At 64.8% G+C, this 20,227-nt stretch carries 20 protein-coding genes, 1 tRNA gene and 2 rRNA genes; 1 reads left to right on the top strand and 22 read right to left on the bottom strand.

Annotated elements, in window-relative coordinates; all coding sequences use genetic code 11:
• Positions 1-166 precede the first annotated feature (166 nt).
• From EV656_RS15475 to rplO, 19 genes are all read right to left on the bottom strand, one after another.
• Positions 167-958 carry an amino acid ABC transporter ATP-binding protein gene (locus EV656_RS15475; protein WP_132605648.1) on the bottom strand — a complete coding sequence of 264 codons (792 nt, stop codon included), beginning with the start codon at positions 956-958 and terminating at the stop codon, positions 167-169.
• 12 nt (positions 959-970) lie between these two features.
• A complete protein-coding gene (locus tag EV656_RS15470) occupies positions 971-2,719 on the bottom strand; it encodes an amino acid ABC transporter permease (RefSeq protein ID WP_132605646.1) in 1,749 nt (582 codons plus the stop codon).
• Between the two features lies 1 nt (position 2,720).
• Positions 2,721-3,977: an amino acid ABC transporter permease gene (locus EV656_RS15465; protein ID WP_132605644.1), complete on the bottom strand. Its 1,257-nt coding sequence runs from the start codon at positions 3,975-3,977 to the stop codon at positions 2,721-2,723.
• A 158-nt stretch (positions 3,978-4,135) separates the two neighbouring features.
• The gene (locus EV656_RS15460; RefSeq protein ID WP_132605642.1) at positions 4,136-5,155 is read right to left on the bottom strand and encodes an amino acid ABC transporter substrate-binding protein; all 1,020 of its coding nucleotides are present in this window, start codon (positions 5,153-5,155) and stop codon (positions 4,136-4,138) included.
• Between the two features lie 221 nt (positions 5,156-5,376).
• The gene (locus EV656_RS15455) at positions 5,377-6,093 is read right to left on the bottom strand and encodes an ATP12 family chaperone protein (protein WP_132605640.1); all 717 of its coding nucleotides are present in this window, start codon (positions 6,091-6,093) and stop codon (positions 5,377-5,379) included.
• Between the two features lie 2 nt (positions 6,094-6,095).
• Positions 6,096-6,773, bottom strand: coding sequence for an HAD-IA family hydrolase (locus EV656_RS15450; protein ID WP_132605638.1), 678 nt, complete (start codon positions 6,771-6,773; stop codon positions 6,096-6,098).
• Positions 6,770-7,810, bottom strand: a complete 1,041-nt coding sequence (locus tag EV656_RS15445; protein ID WP_132605636.1) for an RluA family pseudouridine synthase — start codon at positions 7,808-7,810, stop codon at positions 6,770-6,772. Before EV656_RS15445 ends, EV656_RS15450 begins: the two co-directional genes overlap by 4 nt.
• Positions 7,807-8,187: a fluoride efflux transporter CrcB gene (crcB, locus tag EV656_RS15440; RefSeq protein ID WP_132605634.1), complete on the bottom strand. Its 381-nt coding sequence runs from the start codon at positions 8,185-8,187 to the stop codon at positions 7,807-7,809. Before crcB ends, EV656_RS15445 begins: the two co-directional genes overlap by 4 nt.
• 169 nt (positions 8,188-8,356) lie before the next feature.
• Positions 8,357-9,676 carry a replication-associated recombination protein A gene (locus EV656_RS15435; RefSeq protein WP_132605632.1) on the bottom strand — a complete coding sequence of 440 codons (1,320 nt, stop codon included), beginning with the start codon at positions 9,674-9,676 and terminating at the stop codon, positions 8,357-8,359.
• A gap of 23 nt (positions 9,677-9,699) precedes the next feature.
• Complete coding sequence (locus EV656_RS15430; protein ID WP_132605630.1) at positions 9,700-11,094, bottom strand: trypsin-like peptidase domain-containing protein; 1,395 nt, start codon at positions 11,092-11,094, stop codon at positions 9,700-9,702.
• A gap of 100 nt (positions 11,095-11,194) precedes the next feature.
• Positions 11,195-11,785 carry an acyl-homoserine-lactone synthase gene (locus EV656_RS15425; RefSeq protein ID WP_132605628.1) on the bottom strand — a complete coding sequence of 197 codons (591 nt, stop codon included), beginning with the start codon at positions 11,783-11,785 and terminating at the stop codon, positions 11,195-11,197.
• Positions 11,786-11,841: 56 nt separating this feature from the next.
• Entirely contained in the window at positions 11,842-12,453 is a 612-nt protein-coding gene (locus EV656_RS15420; RefSeq protein WP_132605626.1) for a helix-turn-helix transcriptional regulator, read from the bottom strand.
• A gap of 149 nt (positions 12,454-12,602) precedes the next feature.
• Positions 12,603-13,022, bottom strand: a complete 420-nt coding sequence (gene rplQ, locus EV656_RS15415) for a 50S ribosomal protein L17 (protein WP_132605624.1) — start codon at positions 13,020-13,022, stop codon at positions 12,603-12,605.
• Positions 13,023-13,179: 157 nt separating this feature from the next.
• Positions 13,180-14,196 carry a DNA-directed RNA polymerase subunit alpha gene (locus EV656_RS15410; protein ID WP_132605622.1) on the bottom strand — a complete coding sequence of 339 codons (1,017 nt, stop codon included), beginning with the start codon at positions 14,194-14,196 and terminating at the stop codon, positions 13,180-13,182.
• A 117-nt stretch (positions 14,197-14,313) separates the two neighbouring features.
• Positions 14,314-14,703, bottom strand: a complete 390-nt coding sequence (rpsK, locus tag EV656_RS15405; protein WP_028094097.1) for a 30S ribosomal protein S11 — start codon at positions 14,701-14,703, stop codon at positions 14,314-14,316.
• 15 nt (positions 14,704-14,718) lie between these two features.
• A complete protein-coding gene (rpsM, locus tag EV656_RS15400; protein ID WP_132605620.1) occupies positions 14,719-15,087 on the bottom strand; it encodes a 30S ribosomal protein S13 in 369 nt (122 codons plus the stop codon).
• 201 nt (positions 15,088-15,288) lie between these two features.
• Positions 15,289-15,864, bottom strand: a complete 576-nt coding sequence (locus EV656_RS15395) for an adenylate kinase (protein ID WP_132605618.1) — start codon at positions 15,862-15,864, stop codon at positions 15,289-15,291.
• Positions 15,861-17,219 (bottom strand): preprotein translocase subunit SecY, encoded by a 1,359-nt coding sequence (secY, locus tag EV656_RS15390; RefSeq protein ID WP_132605616.1) that lies wholly within the window; start codon positions 17,217-17,219, stop codon positions 15,861-15,863. The genes EV656_RS15395 and secY overlap by 4 nt, the downstream gene beginning before the upstream one ends.
• 105 nt (positions 17,220-17,324) lie before the next feature.
• The gene (rplO, locus tag EV656_RS15385) at positions 17,325-17,801 is read right to left on the bottom strand and encodes a 50S ribosomal protein L15 (protein ID WP_132605614.1); all 477 of its coding nucleotides are present in this window, start codon (positions 17,799-17,801) and stop codon (positions 17,325-17,327) included.
• Between the two features lie 256 nt (positions 17,802-18,057).
• Between rplO and EV656_RS15380 the strand changes: the two genes are divergently transcribed.
• Positions 18,058-19,428: an SLC13 family permease gene (locus EV656_RS15380; protein ID WP_132605612.1), complete on the top strand. Its 1,371-nt coding sequence runs from the start codon at positions 18,058-18,060 to the stop codon at positions 19,426-19,428.
• A gap of 338 nt (positions 19,429-19,766) precedes the next feature.
• Here the strand turns inward: EV656_RS15380 and EV656_RS15375 are convergent.
• The 3 genes from EV656_RS15375 to EV656_RS15365 all read right to left on the bottom strand — a co-directional run.
• Positions 19,767-19,843: transfer RNA gene (locus EV656_RS15375), tRNA-Met, on the bottom strand.
• A gap of 51 nt (positions 19,844-19,894) precedes the next feature.
• Positions 19,895-20,009 (bottom strand): 5S ribosomal RNA (rrf, locus tag EV656_RS15370).
• A 71-nt stretch (positions 20,010-20,080) separates the two neighbouring features.
• Positions 20,081-20,227, bottom strand: a 23S ribosomal RNA gene (locus EV656_RS15365); the annotation flags it as partial.

Raw genomic sequence — 20,227 nt, 5'->3', positions numbered from 1 at the left:
CTGGTTCGAACCGGTCGCCCGTTTCCACCCATTGGGAAGCAGCGAGCATGCCAGCCCGGAGCGCCGCAAATGCCAGCGCTTTCGTGGGAAACACGACAGGCGGGGGGACAAAGACGACAAGGGGCGCCCGAAAGGGCGCCCCTTCATCCCCGGAAAGGGATCGCGTTCAGTGGCCCAGGATCTGGCTGAGGAACAGCTTGGTCCGGTCCGATTGCGGGTTGTTGAAGAACGCCTCGGGCTCGTTCTGTTCGACGATCTGACCCTGGTCCATAAAGATCACCCGGTTCGCCACCTGCCGGGCAAAGCCCATCTCGTGGGTGACGCAGATCATGGTCATGCCCTCTTCGGCAAGCTCGATCATGGTGTCCAGAACCTCTTTGATCATCTCGGGGTCCAGCGCCGAGGTGGGCTCGTCGAACAGCATGATCCGAGGCTTCATGCAGAGCGAGCGCGCGATGGCAACCCGCTGCTGCTGGCCGCCCGACAACTGGCCGGGATACTTGTTGGCCTGTTCGGGGATCTTGACCTTTTCCAGGTAATGCATGGCGGTTTCCACTGCTTCTTTTTTCGGCACCTTGCGCACCCAGATCGGCGCAAGCGTGCAGTTTTCCAGGATCGTCAGATGCGGGAACAGGTTGAAGTGCTGGAACACCATCCCGACCTCGGACCGCACCTTGTCGATGTTCTTCAGGTCGTTGGTCAGTTCGATCCCGTCCACAACGATGCTGCCCGCCTGATGTTCCTCCAGCCGGTTGATGCAGCGGATCAGCGTGGATTTACCCGACCCCGAGGGGCCGCAAACCACGATCCGCTCACCCTCGTAGATGGTCAGGTTGATGTCGCGCAGAACGTGGAACGCGCCGTACCACTTGTTCATGTTGATGATCTCGATGGCAGCGTTCTCGGACACTGACATCTTCGAGCGGTCGATATCGCGGTCGGTAGCAAGTTCAGACATGTTGAAACCTCCTCAGCGGTGCCCGGTCTGAAGCTTGCGCTCCAGCCACATCGAGTAGCGGGACATGGAGAAACAGAAGACAAAGAACATCAGCGCGATGAAGCCGTACAGCTCCCACACGATGCCGTTCCACGCGGTGTTGGCCCGGATGGCGTTGGACAGGCCCAGCGGGTCCAACAGGCCGATGATCGACACCAGGGTCGTATCCTTGAATATCCCGATGAAGGTCGACACGATGCCGGGGATAGAGATCTTCAGCGCCTGGGGCATGATGATCAACCGCTGCGCCTTCCAATAGTCCAGCCCCAGCGCGTCGGCAGCCTCGTACTGGCCCTTGGGCAGGGCGGCCAAACCGCCGCGGACCACCTCGGCCATGTAGGCCGAGGCGAACAGCGTCACCATGATGATCACCCGCAGGATGATGTCGAAACTGGTGCCCGGCGGCAGGAAGTAGTTCAGCAGCACCGAGGCCACGAACAGCAGCGTAATCAGCGGCACGCCGCGGATGAACTCGATAAAGCCGACGCAGATTGCGCGCAGAATGAACAGGTTGGACTGCCGCCCCAGCGCCAGCATCACCCCGATCGGCAGCGACACGGTGATCGCCACCAGCCCGATCGTGATCGACAGCATGAAGCCGCCGAATTTCCGGCTTTCCACCGGCACCAGGCCGACGCGGCCCAACTCGTCCACAACGCCCGCGATCTGGGTGTCCAGGGTCGCAAGCTGGTTGGCGATCTCTTCTGCCTCTTCGCCCCGGGCCATTCGCTGCTCTGCCAGCAGTGCATCACGCCGTTCGCGTAGGGCGGGCAATTCTTCGATCCCGGCCAACAGCGACCGCGCATGGCTGAGATCCTCGTTCAGGCCCAACCGTTCCTTTTCCAGGGCGGCCAGGGCATCGCGCGGGCCGCGCAGATCGGCAATCGCTTGCAGGACGGCCTGGCGCGCGGCCTCGGACCCGTGGTCTTCCTCCAGCTCTGCGAACAGCGCGTCCTTTTCCGCCTCGCTTGTAGCGACCTGGTCACGCAGATCCGCGATGCGGCTGTCCAGCGCGGCGATTTCGCCCGGCAGACGGTCCGCCTGTTCGCGCATGTCCGTGGCGACCGCATCGATGCGCTGGTTGGCGATCAACACCGTCAGGCCGTCGTTGATCGGCGCCACGGCATAAAGCCACCACAGCACCGCCGCCAACGCCGCCACCGGAACCGCCAGCAGCCCCGGCATGACAGCGGACAGAACGCGCGTCACGACATAGGCCAGCACAAAGCCGACAATGACCATCAACGGCAGCCACACCGCGCCGCCCCACAGCAGCCACGGCACCAGGAACGGCGCAAAGGGCGAAAACCACAGCATCTGCCGCGGCAGCCCGGTGAACAGCACCGGCGCCAGCGCCACCAGCGCCACGCCGAAGGCCAGGAGCGGCCGCCAGTACAGATCCGAGGGGTAGAAGCCGAAAATCAGTTGCAGGTACCGTTCCCGGATCACCGCCCAGCAGCCCCCCTCTGCGGCCAGGCCATAGGCGGCGTCAACCTGCTGGCGGCACTCGTTCAGCGAGTTCGCAGTCCAGCTGGAATGCAGCAGCCAAGGCAGGATGGCCGAAAAGACGGCATAGATGAAAACCAGGGAAAGCACCGTCAGGATGCCGTTGAACCAGTTGGAAAACAGGTTCTCGCGCAGCCAGCCGATTATCCCGATCTCTGTTGCCGGCGGCGATTGCTCGGCCAGCATTTCCTTGCGGACATAGGACAGGTCGCTCATCTCACCGCTCCACCAGTTTGACGCGGGTGTTGTACCAGTTCATCACCAGCGAGATCGTCAGAGAGATCGTCAGGTAGCACAGCATCAGCATGACCACGCATTCCAGTTCGCGCCCGGTCTGGTTCATCGTGATGCCACCCAGCGTGCCGGTGATGTCCATGTAGCCCACCGCGATCGCCAGGGACGAGTTCTTGGTCAGGTTCAGGTATTGCGAGATCAGCGGCGGAATGATGACCCGCAGCGCCTGCGGCAGGATCACCAGGCTCATGATCCGGTTGGGCCGCAGCCCCAGGGCCGAGGCCGCCTCGGTCTGGCCCTTGGAAATGGCCATGATGCCGCCGCGCACGATCTCTGCGATGAAGGCCGCCGTGTAGAAGGACAGCGCCAACCACAACGCGATCAGCGAGGTCCGCATATGGATCCCGCCCTGGAAGTTGAACCCCCTCAGTTCCGGGTTGCCCAGGTGAAAGCCCAGCGCGATCAGGATGGCGATCAGCGGCAGTACCACGATGCCCAGCCGCAGATACCATGTGGTGGGCCGGATGCCGGTTTCGTTCTGGATGCGGTCGGCGCGTTTCTTGACCAGCCCCGACAGGAAAAGCGACACCGCCAACGCGCCCACAAGGGCCAGCAGTTCAAGGCTGATGTTGAAGGCGCCGAAAACCGAAAGGTCGCCCAGCGGATTGCTGAACAGCGGCTCCGGGATATAAAAGCCGCGGTTGGTCAGCGCCACGCTGTCGCCCAGCAGCATCGAGGCCTCGGGGTCCGCCCCGCGAAATGCCCTTGGCTGTGGCAGGCTTTCGATCAGGATCGCCATGAAAAAGACGATCCACAACAGCACAGGCACGTTGCGGAACATCTCGACGTAGACGGTCATGATGCGCGCCACCAGCCAGTTCTTGGACAGGCGCAGCACCCCGACGATCACGCCGACCACCGTGGCCAGCGCGCAGCCCAGCACGGCGACCAGCAGCGTATTCAGCAGGCCGACGAACGAGGCGCGCAGATGACTGTCCTGGTTGTCGTACTCGATCAGGGCCTGGTTGATGTCGTATTGCGCCGGCTCGCTCAGGAAACCGAATTCGATCGGCTTGCCCAGTTCGGCGAGGTTTTGCAGCGTATTGTCGATGATCCACGCAGCAGCCAGCATGAAGGCCATCAACGCCACCACCTGAATTGTCAGCGAGCGGTAGCGCGTGTCGTAGATCAGCATACTTAGCCGAAAGGACTCTTTCGGCGCATCGGATGACATGGTCATGAGGGTGCTCCCCCGTGGCTCCCAAACTGTCGATCAGGCAAACGATTCCTGTCGGCGCCCGTCCGTCGACGGTGCCCCCGTGCTGCGCGAATCGATATGTTCCGGACGATTGATACGACAAGGGCGCGAAGCTTTCCTTCGCGCCCTTGCGTTGGTGTTTAGCGCACCGGCGGCGAGTACATCAGACCGCCATCGGTGTATTGCGCGTTCAGACCACGCGCCAGGCCGACCGGGGTGTTCTCGCCGATGTATTTCTCGAAGAGTTCACCGTAGTTGCCGCCAGCCTTGATGGCGTTCACGGCCCAGTCCGCGGACAGGCCGAGCATTTCGCCCATGTTGCCCTCGGTGCCCAGCAGGCGGTTGATTTCCGGGTTGTCGGTCGGCTCTGCCGCCATCTCGTCGATATTGGCCGAGGTCACACCGTATTCCTCGGCGGCGATCAGGGCGTTCAGAACCCAGCGGCCGATGTCGGCCCATTCGTCGTCACCGTGGCGGGCCAGCGGGCCCAGCGGCTCTTTCGAGATGATCTCGGGCAGGATGGCGTAGTCGCCCGGGGTTTCGAACGTGGCGCGGGTCGCGGCCAGGCCCGAGGCGTCGGTGGTGTACACGTCACAGGCGCCGGCCAGGAACTGCTGCTGCGCCTCGGCGTTGGTTTCGATCGGAACCGGCTCATAGCTCATGTTGTTGACACGGAAGAAGTCCGCGAGGTTCAGCTCGGTCGTGGTGCCGGTCTGGATGCAGACGGTCGCGCCGTCCAGTTCCTTGGCCGAGGTCACGCCCAGATCCTTGGGAACCATGAAGCCCTGGCCATCGTAGTAGTTGACACCCAGGAAGGTGAACTTGAGGTCCACGTCGCGGGTCAGCGTCCAGGTGGTGTTGCGCGACAGCACGTCGATCTCACCCGAGGCCAGCGCGGTGAAACGCGTCTTGCCGGTCAGCGAAACGAATTCGATGGCACTGGGGTCACCCAGCACGGCGGCGGCGAGCGCCCGGCAGTAGGCCACGTCGAACCCGCTCCACTCGCCGTTGGCATCCGGCGCGGCAAAGCCGACGAGGCCGGTATTGATGCCGCAGTTCAGCTGCCCGCGGGCCTTGACGTCGTCCAGCGTCGCCGCAGAGGCAGCGCCCGCAGCCAGGCCGGCGACAGTCAGCGCGCCGAGAATGACGGATTTTTTCATGTTTACCTCTTCCTGATGGTCCGCCCGGCGGGCGGGTTTATTTTACCTGTTCCCCAATGGGGCAAAGGTGACGTGAGAGAGGTGCGCCCCCTCAGCGCCGCAAGTTTGGGCAAAATCCCGCTCATACGTCAAGGGCACTGTGCCATGCACCGCAAGGTCAAAGGCGGGGGCAAACCCTACGTCTGCTGAAAAAATGTGCAGCGGTGGCGCCCGCGATGGCGTCAGGCCGAAACCCGCGCCAGTTCGTGAAAACGCCGGGCATGCAGGAAATCGCGCCGCTTCGTGGCCGCGGTCTCGGCGGCCTCTTCGTCAACGCCCCATTGCTCTTGCTGCCAGGTCTCGTCGATCCGCGAAACCTCCCACAACCGCTCGGCGGACACGGCATCCTCCAGCGCGGCCAGACCGATGATCAATGACCCCGACAGCCCCACGAGATCGTGAAGCGCCGTCAGCGTAAAGGCGTCCAGCGCGGCCACACGGCGGCGCAAGGCGGCAAGGCTGTCCTGGGGCTGGGCGCAGGGCAGCACCCCGCAGGTCACTGTCAGCGGCGCGCCCAAGGCACTACGCGACCACTCCAGCAGCGGATCCCAGGCCGCGGCCTGCCGTGCGGCCAGTTCGGCCGGGCTGTCGGCACGGTGGCACAGCAGGTCGCTTTCCCCATAGGCGGCGATCAGGGCGGCCACCTCGGCATGCTGGGGGGTCACCTTGTCCAGCGCGGCATTGGCCGACCGAGTCACCGGCATGGAAAGCGGGTTCACCACCTCTTGCTGCGCATCCCATTCGGCGGCCGCGGCCGCGGCCATGGCACGCGTCGGCACGACGAAGGGGGCCTTGGCCGGCGTCTTTACCGGCCGCCCATCCAGATGCACGGTGAAACCGTGCCCGGCCTCTGCCACCTTTGCCGTGTCCCAAAACCGTCTGGGGGCCCATTCGGACATGCCTATCCCTCCCACATCTCGGACAAGACCGCATCCAGCGCGGCAAAATCCCCGATCACGCGATCCGCACCGGCGGTGTGCAACGCCTCGACCGGGTGATAGCCCCAGGCCACCCCGACGGTGCGATACCCCGCCGCCCGGCCCATCTCTATATCAAAGCTCGTGTCGCCGATCATCACCGCATCCCGCGGGTCCAGCCCGGTCTCTGCCAGCGCAGCCTGCAACATCGAAGGGTGCGGCTTGGAGGGGTGATCGTCGGCGGTCTGGGTGGTCTGGAAATAGCCGTGCAGGCCATGCGTGTCGATGACATGCACCAACCCGCGCCGCGCCTTGCCTGTGGCCACGCCCATCAGAACCTCATCCCGCGCGCGTAACCCGTCCAGCGCCGCGCGCGCACCGGGATACAGCACCGCCGCTCCCGCCCCATCGGCCTGGCGCTGCGCAAAGAAGGACTGGCGATAGGCGGTCGCCGCGGCCTCCAGCCCCGCCGGGGACAGATCCGGCGCCAGCCGGGCAAAGGCCTGCGGCAGCGACAACCCCACGATCGACAGAATCGCCGCCCGATCGGGCACCGGCAGGTCCAACCCGGCGAACGCCTCGCTGACCGAGCGCACGATCATGTCCTGGCTGTCGACCAGCGTGCCATCGACATCGAAGACCACCAGTTTCAGGCCGCTCATTCCAGATCCTCGAACGGATCGGCGGGCACGTCGGCAGCCTGCCAGCCCAGCATATCCCAGGTTCGGTCCATATGCGGCGGCATAGGCGCGGTCAGGCGCAGCGTGGCCCCGGTCACCGGATGGGCCAGCGCCAGGTGCCGGGCGTGTAGGTGCAGCTTGCGGCTGATCTCGCCACCCAGCTGCGCGCCCCAGCCCTCGCCCAGGTTTTCCTGCCCGGAACCACCATATTTCCCATCGCCCACAATGGGATGGCCGATCTCTGCCATATGCGCGCGCAACTGGTGGGTCCGTCCGGTCACGGGCACCAGGGCGCACCAGCTGACCCGCCGCCCCAGCGAGGACAGCACCGCGTAATCGCTGACCGCCCGTTTTGCGCCGGGCGTGCCATCCACCGCGTCGGGATGGACGCACAGCATCTTTTCGCCCTCGCCGCCGGCCCCGTGGCCCGGCGCCTTGACCAGACCGTAGCGAATCGTTCCCATCGCCGGGCTGGGCGTGCCCGCAACCGCCGCCCAATAGATCTTGCGCGTCTCGCGCGCGCGAAAGGCCGCCGTCAGCGCATTGGCCACCGCCCGCGTGCGCGCCATCAGCAGCACGCCAGAGGTATCCTTGTCCAGCCGATGCACCAGCCGCGGCTTGTCCTCCAGCCCAAAGCGCAGCGCCTCGGCCAACCCGTCGACATGGCGCGCCTGCCCGCTGCCGCCCTGAACCGGCAGGCCCGGCGGCTTGTTCAACGCCAGAATATGGTCGTCGCGGTAAATCACGCAGCCGCGGATCATCGCGGCATCGGCCTCCGACACCTTGGGGCGATCGGCTGCGGGCGCCGGGGCATCCGGCAGGGGCGGAATGCGCACGGCCTGCCCCTCTTCGACCCGGGTGGCAGGCTTGACCCGTGCGCCATCGACGCGAATCTCGCCCTTGCGGCACATCTTCTCGATCCGGCCCTGCGGGATATGGGGAAACCGGCGGCGGAACCAGCGGTCCAGCCGCTGATCGCCCTCGCCCGCGGCCACGGTCAGGGTCTGCACGCCGCTCACGACATCAGCCCCCGCGTCAGCCACAGCCCCGCCCCGATCGCCGCCAGCGACAGGATGACCGAGGCCGCAACATAGGCAAAGGCCAGCCCCGCCTGCCCGCGCTCGTAAATCGTGATCGCGTCCAGCGAAAAGGCGGAAAAAGTCGTGAACCCGCCCAAGAGGCCCGTCATGAACAGGGGCGCCAGATGCGTGCCGCCCTTTTTCGCCAGCACCACCACCAGCACCCCCATCAGGAACGAGCCGACGATATTTACCGTGATCGTTCCCCAGGGAAAGCCCGGCCCCATCAGGCGGATCGAGGCCACGCCGGTCAGATAGCGGCCCACGGCCCCCATCGCGCCCCCAAGGGCAACCTGCAAGATCGTCACGGATGTCATGGCCGTCACTTCGCCCCGCCCTGCCCGCTTGTCAACCGCAATGCCCCCGCCACGGGCGGGTATCGCCCGCCGCCCCCCTTCTTCTTGGAAAAATACCCCGGGGGGAGTCCGCAGGACGGGGGGCAGCGCCCCCCGCGGGTCGGCTTGGCAACGCCAAGGCGACCCGCCGCTAATCCCTGTCCTGCCGGCGCGCGCGCAGCTTGGTGAAATAATCCAGTCGGCGTTTCAGCTCGCGCTCGAAACCGCGTTCGACCGGATTGTAATAGACGCCCCGTTTCATCGCCTCGGGGAAATAGTTCTGCCCGGAAAACCCCGCCTCGGTGTCGTGGTCGTATTCATAGCCCTCGCCGTAGCCCTGATCCTTCATCATCCGGGTCGGCGCGTTCCGGATGTGTTTGGGCGGCGGCTCCGACCCGGTGCGTTTGGCCGCCGCGCGGGCATTCTTGTAGGCGGCATAGCCCGCGTTGGATTTCGGCGCCAGCGCCAGGTACAGCACCGCGTTGCCCAGGGCCAGTTCGCCCTCGGGACTGCCCAGCCGCTCATAGACCTGCCACGCATCCAGACACACGGTCTGCGCCTGGGGGTCGGCCAGGCCGATATCTTCGACCGCCATCCGCGTGATGCGCCGCGCCAGAAAGCGGGGATCCTCGCCCCCCTCCAGCATCCGGGTGAACCAGTAAAGCGCCGCGTCGGGGTCCGACCCGCGCACCGATTTGTGCAGGGCGGAAATCAGATTGTAATGCGCCTCGCCGGACTTGTCGTATTGCGCGGCGCGTTTCTGCAGGCGTCTGGACAGATCCTCGGGCGACAGCGCGCCCTCGACCCGCCAGGCGGCCACCTGCTCGATCAGGTTCAGCAGCGCGCGCCCGTCACCGTCGGCCATTTCCAGCAATGTCTCGCGCGCCGGGCCGGTCAGCGGCAGGGCGTGGCCCAACTCATGCTCGGCCCGTTGGGCCAGCAGTTCCAGATGTGCCAGGTCCAGCCGCTCCAGCACCAGGACCTGGGCGCGCGACATCAGCGCGGCGTTCAACTCGAAGCTGGGGTTTTCCGTGGTCGCGCCGACCAGCAGGATGGTGCCATCCTCCATATGCGGCAGGAACCCGTCCTGCTGCGCCTTGTTGAAGCGGTGGATTTCATCCACGAACAACAACGTGCCCTGCCCGTTGGCGTGGCGTATCCTTGCGGCCTCGAACACCTTTTTCAGGTCGGCCACCCCGGTAAAGATCGCACTGATCTGCACAAAGGCCAGGTCGGTTTCATCGGCCAGCAGCCGCGCGATGGTGGTCTTGCCCACGCCCGGCGGCCCCCACAGGATCAACGAGGACAGCGTGCCCGCCGCCAGCATCACCCCCAGCGGCCCATCGGGGCCCAGGATATGTTCCTGCCCGATGACATCGGCCAGCCGCCGCGGCCGCAGCCGGTCGGCCAGCGGGCGGGGGCCGGTATGGGCGGCGGGGGCGCCGCCTGCCTGGTCGAACAGATCAGCCATCGCGCCAGCCTATCCCACCCGGGCTAGACGCGAAAGCGCAGCACGGCCCGCCGGCCGCCGCGCAGGTATTCGATGGCCCAGGCGCGGGTCTGATCGCGCGCGGCCCGCTCTAGATCCGCGGTATCGGCGATCTCGCGCCCGTTGATCCGCAGCAGGATATCGCCCGCCCGCAGGCCGACGCGGCCGCCCACGCGGCCCGGATCGGTGACCAGCACGCCCGCGCTGTCCAGCGGCAGGCTGTATTCCTCGACAACGGCCGGATTGATGTTGATCGCGCGCAGCCCCGCCAACGCCACGCGCCCGCCCACGGTGACGGGATCGCGGCCTGGGCGGTCCGGCGGGGCGATCAGCGCAACGCGCGTGCGCCGCTCGCGCCCGTCGCGCAGATAGGTGACAGGCAGCTTGCCGCCGATCCCCTCGGACGACAGGTGGAACAGGATTTCCTGCGGGCTGTTCACCGGCGTATCGCCGACCTGCATCACCACGTCGCCCACGCCCAGCCCCGCGGCGGCAAAGGGGCTGTCGGGGTGCAGCGCGGTCAGCACCACCCCGCGCGGCAGGCCCAGGCCCATTGCCTCGGCCAGGCTGGCATCAACGGGTTGCGCTGTCACGCCCGCCCAGGGCCGCTGAAAGCGGTTTTGCCCGGCGCGCGCCTGATCGACAAAGCGCGAGACCAGATTGGCGGGAATCGCGAAACCGATCCCGTTCGATCCGCCAGAGCGGGACAGGATCGCGGTATTGATCCCCACCAGCCGGCCAGCCATGTCCACCAGCGCGCCGCCGGAATTGCCGGGGTTGATCGCCGCGTCGGTCTGGATGAACAGGCCCCGCCCGCCCCCGACCGACAGGCCCGACCGGGCCAGCCCCGACACGATGCCGGAGCTGACCGTCTGACCGATCCCGAAGGGGTTGCCGATGGCCAGCACCAGATCGCCGACCTCTACCGTGTCGGAATCGCGCAATTCCAGCGCGTGCAGGTCCGACGCCCCCTGTAGCCGCAGGATGGCCAGGTCCGATTCCTCGTCCCCCAGCAGCACCTCGGCGTCGAATTCGCGCCGGTCGTTCAACACCACGCGGATTTCCGTCGCCTGCCCCACGACATGGTAATTCGACACCACCAGGCCATCGGGCGACACGATCACCCCCGACCCCAAAGAGTTCTGCACCCGCGGCCGGACCTGCCCGAAATCTCGGAACAGGTCGGAAAAGAACGGATCGCGGGCAAAGGGGCTGACCCGTTCGGCAACGACGCGGCGGGCGTAGATATTGACCACCGCCGGGGCCGTCTGGCGCACGACAGGCGCAAAGCTGAGCTGGATTTCCCCCTGCGAGGCGGGCACGCGGGGCTGCGCCAGCGCGGGCATCGCCAACAGGCACAGGCACAGGCACAGGCACAGGATCGCGAAACGGTGGATCATCGGCGGCAACCTTTCTGGGGTTTGGGCCAGATATGCGAAGCGGCCGCCGCAACGTCAACAAGTGGCGGCCCCCGCCCGCACGGGCGGGGGCCTGGTTGGTTTAGTGCAGGTTCGGGGCGAAGTTCATCGACACGACCTGGTTATTGATCCCGTCGATCTCCATGACCGGGCCCATCGCCGTCATGTCGATGCCGACCCGCCTGTTCCACAGGTGCCAGTTCGCGTTCAACAGCGTCAGGCACTGGCTGGCGCCGAGGTTCCGCGCCGCCTTGGCCAGTTCCTGAACCAGGTTGAAGTAGATCGGCCGGCGCTGCATCAGCGGCACCTTCTGCGAAACGAACAGGCGCGAGCTTTCCCAAACGGTTTCCGAAACCGGGGCCTCTTCATACAGCAGGTTGGACGGGATGGTGTCCAACAGCCCAAGTTGCGCGTCGCGGATCATGTAGGTGTAGATGCCGCAGCGCGCGGTGGTGGGCGTCAGCCGGTTACCGGCCAGCACCTCGCCCAGTTCGTCGTGGACGACGACCCAGCGGCTGGCGGGGGTGTCGTACTGGTCGTACTCCATGCCCATCGCCTCGGGCAGGTCCCATTTGTTGCGCTCGATGAACAGTTCACGCCGAGCACGCAGCATGTTCGCGAACAACTCGCCATGGTTGTGGAGATTTTCGAAAGAAAGGGTGGTGGTCTGCATAAGAGCCTCCTGCAGGGTTGGTAGTGGTGAAAAACCTTGCGGAAGGCGCTTGCTCTTCAGAGCAGTCCGTAATCCTTTGCGCGCTGAATAGCTTCGGCAGTGGTGCGCGCCATGAGTCGCTGACGAGCAGATGTCAGGCGAGCCTTTAGCGCACTTTCCGAAATGCCCAGCTTGCAGGCCGCAGCCGCATGCCGGTCGCCGTCCGCAATGCACTTCAGCGCTTCGACCTGAGCTTTGGTCAGCTCTCGCGGCGGCTCGGTCATGTCGTGAAGCCGACGAACGAGGGCCTGGATCTGTTCGATCTCGGCGTCCTCGAATTCCCGATCTGCTCGTGCCACACTTGCAATGGTTCTGGAGGTGATCGGCCCCCAGGAGATCGTCACGCCGAACTCTAACCCGAACCGAGCGGCCTCTTTCAGAATGCCGAACGGATCAGGTATCCTCTTGTTGCTCCATCGGGTCGCCCCGGTGGTCGCAAAGCCCCACGCCACCATCGGATCGCGCAGGACGTAGCCTTTTTCAGTGTAATGGGTCAGCCATTCTGCACTGTATGTCTGAAAGGTCATCAACGGTGAGGTGAAACGAATGTGCAGCCCGATGTTGTAGCCCTTGGGCGCCAACGAATCGAGGGTCCGAAGTTCCCGATCGAAGTCTGACTTTTCAAACATGGTTTTTTAGACAAGCTCGCAGGATTTGCGTCAACCTTAAATTGAGCGCGGTTAGCCGGGAACAGTCCCCGGGACTTCACCATGAAAAAGGGGCCTGCCGATTCCGGCAAGCCCCGATCCAACCCGTCGTGGAATTGATCCGGTGTCGATCAATCCTCGGCGGCTTCCTCTGCCTCCATGCGGGCACGGTCGGATGCGCCCTTGGCGTCGGGATCGCGATCCACCAGTTCGACGATGGCCATCGGGGCCATGTCGCCGTAGCGGAAGCCGGCCTTCAGCACGCGGACATAGCCGCCCGGACGCTCGGCATAGCGGGGGCCCAGCACGTCGAACAGTTTGGCGACATGGGCATCCTGCTTAAGCCGGGCAGCGGCCTGGCGGCGGGCGTGCAGGTCGCCGCGCTTGGCCAGCGTGATCAGCTTGTCGGCGACGCGCTTCAGTTCCTTGGCCTTGGGCAGGGTGGTCTTGATCTGCTCATGCTCGATCAAGCTGCCGGCCATGTTGGCGAACAGCGCCTTGCGGTGTTCGTGGGTGCGGTTCAGGCGGCGATAGCCGCGGGCGTGACGCATTTCTTCTCTCCGTCTTTGCCCTCTACGGGCGGTTTTGCTTTGTCCGGCCAGCGATGCGTGTCACCGGCTCTCCTTGGGGCGGAATGCCCGGGCGCGTGATGGTGGGTTGGCACCCACCCTACGCCATGTGGGTAGGGTGGGTGAAATCCACCATTTGTCAGAACTGTTCCTCGAACTTCTTGGCCAGTTCCTCGATGTTCTCCGGCGGCCATTCCTCGACATCCATGCCCAGGTGCAGACCCATGCCGGACAGCACTTCCTTGATCTCGTTCAGCGACTTGCGGCCGAAGTTCGGGGTGCGCAGCATCTCGGCTTCGGTTTTCTGGATCAGGTCGCCGATATAGACGATGTTGTCGTTCTTCAGGCAGTTGGCCGAACGGACAGACAGTTCCAGCTCGTCCACTTTCTTCAGCAGGAGCGGGTTGAACTCCAGCCCGTCATCCTCGTCCTGGCGACCGGCGGCCTCGGGTTCCTCGAAGTTGACGAAGATCGACAGCTGGTCCTGCAGGATGCGCGCGGCAAAGGCCACCGCGTCATCAGGGGTCAGCGAGCCATCGGTTTCGATCTTCATCGTCAGCTTGTCGTAGTCCAGAACCTGGCCTTCGCGAATCGGCTGGACGTCATAGGCGACCTTCTTGACCGGCGAGTAGATCGCGTCGATCGGCATCAGGCCGATCGGGGCGTCCTCGGGGCGGTTCTTGTCGGCGGCGACATAGCCCTTGCCGGTGTTCACGGTCAGTTCCATGAACAGTTCGGCGCCTTCGTCCAGGTGGCAGATCACGTGTTCGCGGTTCAGAACCTCGATCCCGGCAGTTTCGGCGATATCGCCGGCGGTGACGACGCCCGGCCCCTTGGCCTGCACCGACAGCCGCTTGGGCCCTTCGACCTCCATCCGCAGGGCGACGCCCTTGAGGTTGAGGACGATATCGGTCACGTCCTCGCGCACACCGGCAACGGACGAGAATTCGTGCAGCACGTTGTCGATCTGCACGCTGGTGATCGCGGCACCTTGCAGGGAACTCATCAGAACGCGGCGCAGTGCGTTGCCCAGCGTCAGACCGAAGCCGCGTTCCAGCGGTTCGGCCACGACGATGGCCTGACGCGCGGGATCAGCACCGGGCTTGATCTCCAGTTGCGTGGGCTTGATGAGTTCCTGCCAGTTCTTATGGATCATGTGTGTCTCCTCAATACCTGCCCTTCGCCCATGTCCAAAGCGAAGGACGCCCGAGGGAAATGGCGACATGCCCGGGCCACCGCCAGGGGGCGGCAGCCCGGCCATAAAACATCGAAATCAGACCCGGCGGCGTTTCGGCGGGCGGCAGCCGTTATGGGCGATCGGCGTCACGTCGCGAATCGACGTGATGTTGAAACCGACGGCGGCCAGGGCGCGCAGCGCGGATTCACGACCGGAACCGGGGCCCTGCACTTCGACCTCCAGCGTCTTGACGCCGTGTTCCTGCGCCTTGCGGCCGGCATCCTCGGCAGCCATCTGCGCGGCGTAGGGGGTCGATTTGCGCGACCCCTTGAAGCCCATGGTGCCAGCAGACGACCACGAGATCGCGTTGCCTTGCACGTCGGAGATCAGGATCTTGGTGTTGTTGAACGACGAGTTCACATGCGCCACGCCAGCGGCGATGTTCTTGCGCTCTTTGCGCTTGGTGCGGGTCTTGTCGCGTGCCATTGGTCCTGCCCTCCCTTACTTCTTCTTGCCAGCGATGGGTTTCGCCGGACCCTTGCGGGTGCGGGCATTGGTGTGGGTCCGCTGACCACGCACCGGCAGGTTGCGGCGGTGACGCAGGCCGCGGTAGCAACCCAGGTCCATCAGCCGCTTGACGTTCATCTGCACCTCGCGGCGCAGGTCGCCCTCGACGGTGAAGTTCGCGTCGATATGTTCACGGATGGCCAGGACCTCGGCATCCGACAGTTCGTTGACCCGGCGGGTCGCGTCGATGCCGACGGCCTCGCAAATCGCGCCGGCAGAGGCCGGGCCGATACCATGGATGTAAGTCAGGGCGATGGGGACGCGCTTCCCGGTCGGGATGTTGACGCCAGCGATACGTGCCACGCAGGTATTCCTTTCGTTGCGGTTCCGTAACCCCAGAACCTTTTTTCACAACTGAGGCCCGAAAGCGCGCTGCCTTCGGGCCGCCGAAGCCCTTGCCGCACAGGGGTATTCTGCGACAAAGGGTCGATTCTCTTACGAGAGGCCGTGCCTAGGGCGAATCCCACAACAGGTCAAGGGGGATTCAGCCCTGTCAAGCGCAGATCAGTCCAGCGCAGCCTTCAGCGCGGCGGCCACCTCTTCCATGGACGCCATGCCATCGATAGAGGTCAACGCGCCCTTGGCGTGGTAATACCCAACCAGCGGCGATGTCTGTTTGTAATAGGCCATCAGCCGGGTGCGCAGGCTTTCCTCGTTGTCGTCGGCGCGCACCGGCTGCCCGGCGGCGCGGGCCTCTTCGGCGCGGTTGACGATCCGGTGAACCAGCACCTCGTCATCGACGCGCAACTCAACGACGGCATCCAGCTTCTGCCCCATTTCATCCAGCAGCGCGCCCAACGCATCGGCCTGGGCCAGCGTCCGCGGGAAGCCATCGAAAATGTAGCTGGCCGAAGGATCTGCCACCAGCTTTTCGCGGATCAGGCCGATGACGATCTCGTCGGTCACCAGATCGCCGCGGTCCATGACCTCGGCCACGCGCTTGCCCATTTCCGTGCCGGAAGAGCGCGCCTCGCGCAGCATGTCGCCGGTGGACAGTTGCACCATGCCCCGTTCTTCGACCAGTTTGCGGGCTTGTGTCCCCTTGCCTGCACCCGGGGGCCCCAGAAGGATGATGTTCATCGCCGTGCTGTCCCTTTTCTCTTGCCCTTGCGCTTGCGCCCGAGCTGCGATTTTTCGATCAGCCCCTCATACTGGTGCGCCAGCAGATGGGATTGAACTTGCTGGATCGTGTCCATCGTCACCGACACCACGATCAGAACCGAGGTCCCGCCGAAATAGAACGGGATCGAAAGCTGTGCCCGCAGGATTTCCGGCAGCAGGCAGACCAGCGCCAGATAGGCCGAGCCAAGGACCAGCACGCGGGTGACAACGTAATCCAGGTATTCCTGGGTGCGCTTGCCCGGCCGAATACCCGGCACAAACCCGTTCTGGTTCTTCAGGTTGTCGGCCACATCCTCGGTCTTGAAGGCGACGTTCTGGGTATAAAAATAGGTGAAGAACACGATCATGAAGGTGAAGAAGGCCAGATACAGCGGCTGGCCCGGCCCGAAATAGGCCAGGATCGTGGACATCACCGGCCCCGTATCCGACCCCGAGAAGGTCGAAACCGTGGTCGGCAACAGCAAGAGCGAAGAGGCGAAGATTGCCGGGATCACGCCCGCCGGGTTCACCTTGATCGGCAGGTGGCTGGACCCGCCGTCGTAAACCTTCATGCCGACCTGGCGGCGCGGGTACTGGATATGGATCTTTCGCAAGGCCCGTTCCATGAACACCACGAAGGCGATCACCAGCACCATCATCACGAACACCCCGATGATGACCGCGGGCGACACCGCCCCCGACCGCCCCTGGCTGAGGAACTGCGCAAGCGCCGCCGGAACCTCGGCGATGATGCCGACAAAGATGATGAGCGAGATGCCGTTGCCCACGCCGCGCGCGGTGATCTGCTCGCCCAGCCACATCAGGAACATCGTACCGCCGACGATGGTAATGACCGTCGAGGCGCGGAAGAACCAGCCCGGATCAGAGGCCAGCCCGCCGGCCTCCAGGCTGACGGCCAGGCCATAGGCCTGGAAGGTCGCCAGGAACACGGTGCCGTAGCGGGTATACTGGTTGATCTTCTTGCGGCCCTGCTCGCCCTCTTTCTTCAGCTGCTCCAGCTGCGGCACCATGGCCGAGAGGAGCTGCACGATAATCGAGGCCGAGATGTAAGGCATGATGCCCAGGGCAAAGATGCCCATCCGCCCAAGCGCGCCGCCGGTGAACATCGACAGGATGCCCCCCAGCCCGGCCGAGGCCTGCTCCATGAACGCGCGCAACTCGGCGCCGTCGATGCCGGGGACGGGGATGTAGGTGCCCACCCGGTAGACGATCAAGAGCCCGAGAGTGTAGAAAATCCGCTGCCGCAGCTCGGTGGCCTTGCCGAAGGCCCCCCAGCTCATGTTGGCGGCCATTTGCTCTGCTGCAGATGCCATGCTGAGCCTCTATTCAGGACAGCGCCGCCGAAACCGTTTTCCGGCTCCGGCGGCGCAGGGAAAACTCAAGGTCATGTAAGCGGCTCGCGGCCTGCGAACAATCCCTTATTCGGCCGCGGCCGGCTTGGCGGCGATCTTCAGCGTGCCGCCGGCCTTCTCGACGGCCTCGACGGCGGCCTTCGACGCGCCGGTCACGTCCAGCGCCAGCTTGGCCGTGATCTCGCCCTTGGCGAGAATGCGCACGCCGTCCAGCTTGCGGCGCACCAGGCCCGAGGCGACCAGCGCATCCTCGGTGATCGGCTGACCGGCGTCCAGCTTGCCGTCATCCACGAATTTCTGGATCAGGCCAAGGTTCACCACCGCAAACTGCTTGCGGTTCGGCTTGTTGAAGCCGCGCTTGGGCAGGCGTTGGTAGAGCGGCATCTGACCGCCCTCATAGCCATTGATGGCCACGCCCGAACGGGATTTCTGGCCCTTGATACCGCGCCCGGCGGTCTTGCCCTTGCCCGAACCCGGGCCGCGGCCGATACGCTTGGCCTTTTTCGCCGCGCCTTCGTTGTCGCGCAGTTCATGAAGTTTCATATCGCTTCTCCTATCCGCCGGACGCGCCCCCCGAAGCGATATGGGGCGGCCACGGCATGTCGCATACAAAAAGGTGACCCCGCAGGATCACAGGCGCCCCCTATAGCCGCGCAAGGCAAAGGGATCAAGGCGCGATCTCGGTGGCCCCCGCGCATGTGATGCACAGCGGACCTGCGCATATCGCGGGACCGGGGCGGTTTCCACCGCGCGTGCGACAGGATATCCCGGCCCCGCATCCAGAAACAAGGGGACAGCCATGCGCCACGGCAACCAGATACTCTTCGCTGTGATTCTCGGGGTTGCGGCGGTCCTGGCCCTGCGGCCGCTGCCGGGCGTCACGCCCGACCAGGGCGCGGTCATGGCAATCGTGCTGGTCACGCTGGGGCTGTGGGGGACCGGGCTGCTGGCGCCGTACCTGTCGACGCTGATCTTTTTCGCGGCGCTGCTGGTCGGCGGGCTGGCAACGCCGGAAACCGTTTTCGCCGGTTTTTCCTCGGCGGCGATGTGGCTGGTGATGTCGGGCTTCGTCATCGGGGCGGCGATCACGGGGTCGGGGCTCGGCGCCCGGCTGGGCGCCGCACTCGCCCCCCACTTGTCGAAAAGCTACACCGCGCTGATCGCCGGGCTGGTTGGGCTGGGCGTTATCCTGTCCTTCCTCATGCCCTCTTCCATGGGGCGGGCGATGGTGATGGTGCCGCTCGGCATGGGGCTGGCCGAGGCGCTCGGGTTTGCGCGCGGCTCAAACGGGCGGATCGGGGTAGCGGTCGCGATCGCCATGGCGTCCAACCTGCCCGGTTTCGCCATTCTGCCCGCCAATATCCCCAACATGGTTCTGACCGGCGCATCGGACAGGCTGCTGGGGCTGCAACTGGGCTATGCCGATTACCTGATCCTGCATTTCCCCGTTCTGGGCCTGGGCAAGTCGATCCTGCTGATCTGGTTGATCCTGCGCCTGTTTCCGGCCACGGCGGGGGCCAGCCTGCCCGCACAACCCGCCGATACGGGCACCGCCCGGCGGGTCTGGTTGACGGTTCTGCTGGCGATGACGCTGGCCCTGTGGGCGACGGACAAGCTGCACGGCATCAACCCTGCCTGGATCGGTATGACCCTGGCCGTGGTGCTGCTGATGCCGCGCATCGGCTTTGTCTCCGGCCCCGGCTTTCGTGAGGCGGTGGATTTCGGCACGCTGCTTTTCGTGGCGGGCGCGCTGGCCCTGGGCGCGGTGGTCAGCGCCAGCGGCCTGGGCGAGGTTCTGGCCAACCTGGTCCTGCAGGGGCTACCATTGGCGCCGGGGCAGGATTTTTCGAACTTCATCGCGCTGTCGGGGCTGGGCGCGGTGACCGCCCTGTTGACCACGCAACCGGGCGTGCCAGCCGTCTTGACACCACTGGCCCCAGACCTTGCCGCGGCCACCGGTCTGTCGCTCGAAGCGGTGGTGATGACCCAGGTGGTGGGCTTTTCCACGGTCGTCTTTCCCTATCAGGCCGCGCCGCTGATCGTGGCGATGGGCCTGTCCAAGGAACCGCTCTCTGCGCTGGTGCGTGTCACGCTTCTGACCGCGGCGGTGACCCTGCTAATCCTGCTTCCGCTGGATTTCCTGTGGTGGCGTCTGCTGGGCTGGCTCTGATCTGACCGGAGGTGTGGCAGGCGGGCCGCACACGCGCAAGCCTCGAGCTACGCTTGCCACAGTCGGGCGAACGAGACTGACCTGCCTCGCTTGGTCTACAGCCCCCCTGGTCTTCCACTGCGGCGCCGACCACCACGGTCAGGCCGCCCCCTGGGCCGCCCAGGCGGATGCGATCAAGTCACGGGCGTTATCGAATCTGTGCTATGGCTTCTGGCTTGCGTTGGTCGCTCTGCCGCTGGCGCGCGGCTCTTTTGTAGCACCATTGTAGCACCAGAGCCCATGCACGCGAACGCCGCCCCGGAAGGCGGCACGCAAGCAGTTGATAACACTAAGGATTTTGGTTGCGGGGGTAGGATTTGAACCTACGACCTTCAGGTTATGAGCCTGACGAGCTACCGGGCTGCTCCACCCCGCGCTGGTTATGGATTGAGATCGTATTGAGAGTTGCTTTTATGGGCCTTTCTAGGTTTGGCGGTGACCTACTCTCCCACGTCTTGAGACGCAGTACCATTGGCGCGACGGCACTTAACTTCCGGGTTCGGGATGGGACCGGGTGTTTTGCTCGTGCTATGACCACCAAACCGAGGAAGGCCCATTTTTGTGTCAAGTATGATGTGATGATTTTGATCAGTAAGTTTGTCTTTTACCGGGTCAAATCAAGCCTATCGGGCAATTAGTACCGGTCAACTGAACGCATTGCTGCGCTTACATCTCCGGCCTATCGACGTGGTGGTCTACCACGGCCCTCGGGGATACCTTGTTTTGAGGGGGGCTTCCCGCTTAGATGCCTTCAGCGGTT

The sequence above is a fragment of the Rhodovulum adriaticum genome, assembly GCF_004345735.1.
Taxonomy (GTDB): domain Bacteria; phylum Pseudomonadota; class Alphaproteobacteria; order Rhodobacterales; family Rhodobacteraceae; genus Rhodovulum; species Rhodovulum adriaticum.
The sequence above is the reverse complement of the archived record's forward strand: the minus strand, read 5'-3'. Positions and strand labels throughout refer to the sequence as shown.

Coding starts and splice junctions, on each gene's coding strand:
- EV656_RS15430 (WP_132605630.1), bottom strand. CDS start 11,094: ATGATCCACCGTTTCGCGATCCTGTGCCTGTGCCTGTGCCTGTGCCTG.
- EV656_RS15420 (WP_132605626.1), bottom strand. CDS start 12,453: ATGTTTGAAAAGTCAGACTTCGATCGGGAACTTCGGACCCTCGATTCG.
- EV656_RS15395 (WP_132605618.1), bottom strand. CDS start 15,864: ATGAACATCATCCTTCTGGGGCCCCCGGGTGCAGGCAAGGGGACACAA.
- crcB (WP_132605634.1), bottom strand. CDS start 8,187: ATGACATCCGTGACGATCTTGCAGGTTGCCCTTGGGGGCGCGATGGGG.
- EV656_RS15465 (WP_132605644.1), bottom strand. CDS start 3,977: ATGACCATGTCATCCGATGCGCCGAAAGAGTCCTTTCGGCTAAGTATG.
- EV656_RS15455 (WP_132605640.1), bottom strand. CDS start 6,093: ATGTCCGAATGGGCCCCCAGACGGTTTTGGGACACGGCAAAGGTGGCA.
- EV656_RS15425 (WP_132605628.1), bottom strand. CDS start 11,785: ATGCAGACCACCACCCTTTCTTTCGAAAATCTCCACAACCATGGCGAG.
- EV656_RS15475 (WP_132605648.1), bottom strand. CDS start 958: ATGTCTGAACTTGCTACCGACCGCGATATCGACCGCTCGAAGATGTCA.
- rplO (WP_132605614.1), bottom strand. CDS start 17,801: ATGAAACTTCATGAACTGCGCGACAACGAAGGCGCGGCGAAAAAGGCC.
- EV656_RS15380 (WP_132605612.1), top strand. CDS start 18,058: ATGCGCCACGGCAACCAGATACTCTTCGCTGTGATTCTCGGGGTTGCG.
- EV656_RS15460 (WP_132605642.1), bottom strand. CDS start 5,155: ATGAAAAAATCCGTCATTCTCGGCGCGCTGACTGTCGCCGGCCTGGCT.
- EV656_RS15450 (WP_132605638.1), bottom strand. CDS start 6,773: ATGAGCGGCCTGAAACTGGTGGTCTTCGATGTCGATGGCACGCTGGTC.
- secY (WP_132605616.1), bottom strand. CDS start 17,219: ATGGCATCTGCAGCAGAGCAAATGGCCGCCAACATGAGCTGGGGGGCC.
- rplQ (WP_132605624.1), bottom strand. CDS start 13,022: ATGCGTCACGCCCGCGGCTATCGCCGCCTGAACCGCACCCACGAACAC.
- rpsK (WP_028094097.1), bottom strand. CDS start 14,703: ATGGCACGCGACAAGACCCGCACCAAGCGCAAAGAGCGCAAGAACATC.
- EV656_RS15410 (WP_132605622.1), bottom strand. CDS start 14,196: ATGATCCATAAGAACTGGCAGGAACTCATCAAGCCCACGCAACTGGAG.
- EV656_RS15435 (WP_132605632.1), bottom strand. CDS start 9,676: ATGGCTGATCTGTTCGACCAGGCAGGCGGCGCCCCCGCCGCCCATACC.
- EV656_RS15470 (WP_132605646.1), bottom strand. CDS start 2,719: ATGAGCGACCTGTCCTATGTCCGCAAGGAAATGCTGGCCGAGCAATCG.